Origin of the sequence: Congregibacter sp. (assembly GCF_965660375.1) — a bacterium.
Taxonomy (GTDB): Bacteria; Pseudomonadota; Gammaproteobacteria; order Pseudomonadales; family Halieaceae; genus Congregibacter.
The window spans coordinates 1-3,564 of sequence record NZ_CBFHZO010000023.1; the positions used below are offsets into that span (position 1 = coordinate 1).

The 3,564-nt window shown below is 58.5% G+C and carries 2 protein-coding genes; both read left to right on the top strand.

Annotated features, from left to right (window positions below; translation table 11 throughout):
• Positions 1 to 1,370, top strand: a 1,370-nt coding sequence (locus ACTG3T_RS02090) for a toprim domain-containing protein (protein WP_439100609.1), incomplete at its 5' end; no start/stop codon positions are given.
• 145 nt (positions 1,371 to 1,515) lie between these two features.
• Positions 1,516 to 3,336 (top strand): RNA polymerase sigma factor RpoD, encoded by a 1,821-nt coding sequence (gene rpoD, locus ACTG3T_RS02095; RefSeq protein WP_439100610.1) that lies wholly within the window; start codon positions 1,516 to 1,518, stop codon positions 3,334 to 3,336.
• The last annotated feature ends 228 nt before the right edge of the window (positions 3,337 to 3,564 follow it).

Below are 3,564 nucleotides of genomic sequence, written 5' to 3' on the forward strand. Positions count from 1 at the left end.
CTATCCGGGACCGTCGAGGCCGTGTGATCGCCTTTGGCGGCCGAGTGCTGGGCGATGACAAGCCCAAATACCTGAACTCCCCCGAGTCACCGATTTTTCACAAAGGCCGGGAGCTCTACGGGCTCTACGAAGCGCGGCGGGCCAATCGCAAGCTCGAGCGCATCATCGTGGTCGAGGGCTACATGGACGTCATCGCCCTGGCTCAGGCGGGTATCACCTATGCCGTGGCGACGCTGGGCACCGCCACAAGCACCGAGCATCTGGAGCGGATCTTCCGCGTCGTGCCCGAAGTGGTGTTCTGCTTTGATGGAGATGAGGCCGGACGCAAAGCCGCGGAGCGTGCGTTACACAACACCCTGCCCACCATGGCCGACGGCCGCCAGGCCCGCTTTTTGTTCCTGCGCGAGGGTGAAGACCCGGATTCCCTGGTGCGCAAGGACGGGACCCAGGCCTTTTTGGATCTGGTGCATGCCGCGATGCCCCTCGAGGAGTTTCTCTTCCAGAGCCAGGCAAACGGACTGGATATTGGCACCATGGAGGGTCGTGCCAGTCTATCCAAGCGGGCGCTGCCTCTCATTCGCATACTGCCGGAAGGCGTCTATCGGGAGCTCATGTTTCAATCCCTGGCAGAACGCACCGGATTAGAGCTCGCCAGCCTCATGAAACTTGAACTGCCGCCCCCGGAGCCGCCTCCCGCTCCCAACAAGGGGAGTCACAGTGGAGAGTTTGACGGCAGCGTCGCGAGCTACGCAGACAGTGACCAGCACAATTACCCAGATAGCTACTCAGACCATTATTCAGGCAGTGACTACTTAGGCAGTGACGCCCCCATGGACGAAGGGCCACCCCCGGACGAGGGCGCCTGGGCCCCCTCAGATGATGACGCCAGTCCAAGGCAGCGCGCGCCCCTGAACCAGGCTCCGCGAGCCCATGCAACGCTTACCCAGGCCGCCATTGCCCTGCTCCTCCACAAACCGGCCGTGGCGTCTCTGGCGGATGCGCATGCGTTGTCTGCGTTGGAGGGTCGGGAGGGAGAGTTACTGAAAGCCATCATCGAACTGCTGCAAAAACGGCCGGAATCCAGCACCGGCATGCTGCTGGGCCATTGGCATGGCAGCAGCGAAGGGGAGCTGCTGGCAGAGCTTGCGGGGCAGGAAAGACTGATACCCACGGAAGGTATCGAGGCGCAGTTTCAGGACATCATCAGGCGCCTCACGTCACTGCCCCTCCGCCAGCGCATTATGGAAGAGATCAGCGGTCTGAAAAGCCGTCCCTACGCGCAGCTCACCGCCGATGACAAAGCCCGGCTCCCCGAGCTGATCCGCGCCCTCCGCGATCTGGACACCCGTAGCGGCCCTGGGGGACCGTGAACAGGCCTCGGCGCTGCCGCGGGGACCACAAGAAGCCCATTTCTGTAAGCAATTTGTCCGACTTTCCGCTATACTGGTGGGCTAACTTTTTCTTTTTTATCACGTCCGCCCCGAAAGGGCCGGCCAAATCCAAGCAAGGTATCGAATGAACGACGCCGTTACACAGCAATCGCGTTTGAAGTCCCTGATTGCCAAGGGAAAAGAGCAGGGTTACCTCACTTACGCTGAGGTCAACGACCACCTCCCCGAGGACATCTCTGATCCGGATCAGGTAGAAGACATCATCCAGATGATCAACGACATGGGTATCCAGGTCTTTGAACAGGCTCCGGATGCCGATGACCTGATCCTCACCGATGGCGACGGCTCTGCCGACGACATCGCCGCCGCAGAGGCTGCCGCCGCACTGGCAGCCGTTGAGACGGAAGCCGGCAGAACCACGGACCCCGTCCGCATGTACATGCGTGAGATGGGCACCGTCGAACTGCTCACCCGCGAAGGCGAAATTGTCATCGCCAAGCGCATCGAAGAAGGTATCCGGGAGCTTATGGCGGCCCTGGCTTTTTACCCCGGCTCCGTTAAGTCCGTGCTGGATGATTACGCCCTGGTTGCCAAGGAAGAGAAGAAGCTCGCCGACATCCTGGTGGGCTACCTGAATCCCGCTGACCACGTGCCCTCTGCGCAGCAGATTGCCGAACAGCAGGCCGCAAAAGCCGCAGGCAACACCGACGACGAAGACAACACCCCCACCGGCCCTGATCCCGTAGAAGCCAAGAAGCGCTTCACCGCCCTCAAGCGTCAGTTCAACAAAACCGAGAAAGTTCTCGCCGAGAAAGGTCGCCAGGACAAAGCGTCTATCAAGGAGATGGAGAAGCTCGGTGAAATCTTCAAGTTCTTCAAGTTCACGCCCAAGGTTTTTGACCCTCTGAATGACGAGGCGCGCTCAGCCCTGGCCGGTGTTCGGGAGCAGGAACGCGAGATCATGCGCATAGTGGTCCGCCGCTGCCAGATGCCCCGCAAGGAATTCATCACCTCTTTCCAGGGCAATGAGTCCAATGCCAAGTGGCTGTCGCGCCATACTCGCAAGAAAGACTACGGCCCCAAACTCAACACCTACAAAGAAGAAATTCTGAGAGCCCAGCGCCAAATCGGCCAAATCGAAGAAGCGACGGGCCTCACGGTCACAGAGATCAAAGAAATCAACCGCCGCATGTCCATGGGCGAAGCCCGGGCACGACGCGCCAAGAAAGAAATGGTCGAAGCCAACCTCCGTCTTGTGATTTCTATCGCCAAGAAGTACACCAACCGTGGCCTGCAGTTCCTCGACCTCATCCAGGAAGGCAACATTGGCCTGATGAAAGCGGTAGACAAGTTTGAATACCGTCGCGGTTACAAATTCTCGACCTATGCCACCTGGTGGATTCGTCAAGCCATCACCCGCTCCATTGCGGACCAGGCGCGCACCATTCGTATTCCGGTGCACATGATCGAAACTATCAACAAGCTCAACCGTATTTCCCGGCAGATGCTTCAGGAGATGGGCCGTGAGCCGACGCCTGAAGAGCTTGGCGAGCGCATGGAAATGCCCGAAGACAAAGTGCGCAAGGTGCTCAAAATCGCCAAAGAGCCCATCTCCATGGAGACGCCCATCGGCGATGACGAAGACTCGCATCTGGGTGACTTTATCGAAGACCAGACCATCCACTCACCCATTGATTCAGCAACGGGCCAGGGTCTGCAGGAAGCCACCAAGGACGTACTTGGCGGCCTTACTGCTCGAGAAGCCAAAGTACTGCGTATGCGTTTCGGTATCGATATGAATACGGACCATACGCTGGAAGAAGTCGGTAAGCAGTTTGACGTCACGCGGGAGCGTATTCGTCAGATCGAAGCCAAGGCCCTGCGCAAGCTGCGTCACCCCACCCGCTCCGATTACCTGCGCAGCTTCCTGGACGAAAGTTCGTAACTGTTTTTTTACCAGCTGCGCCATGCCAAAGCCGCTCAATGAGCGGCTTTTTGCGTATAACGCTTTGCCCTTTTCCGTGCACCGCACAAATCGCGGTGTACACTGAAATGACACAAATAAGAGATCGATAGCATGCAGCAGCTCAGCGGACTCGACGCGTCCTTTTTATATCTTGAGACGCCCAATTCACCGATGCATATCTCCGGCCTGTACATCTACACGCAAGAG

Excerpts from the sequence above, each read along its gene's own strand:
- rpoD (WP_439100610.1), top strand. The coding sequence starts at position 1,516 with ATGAACGACGCCGTTACACAGCAATCGCGTTTGAAGTCCCTGATTGCC.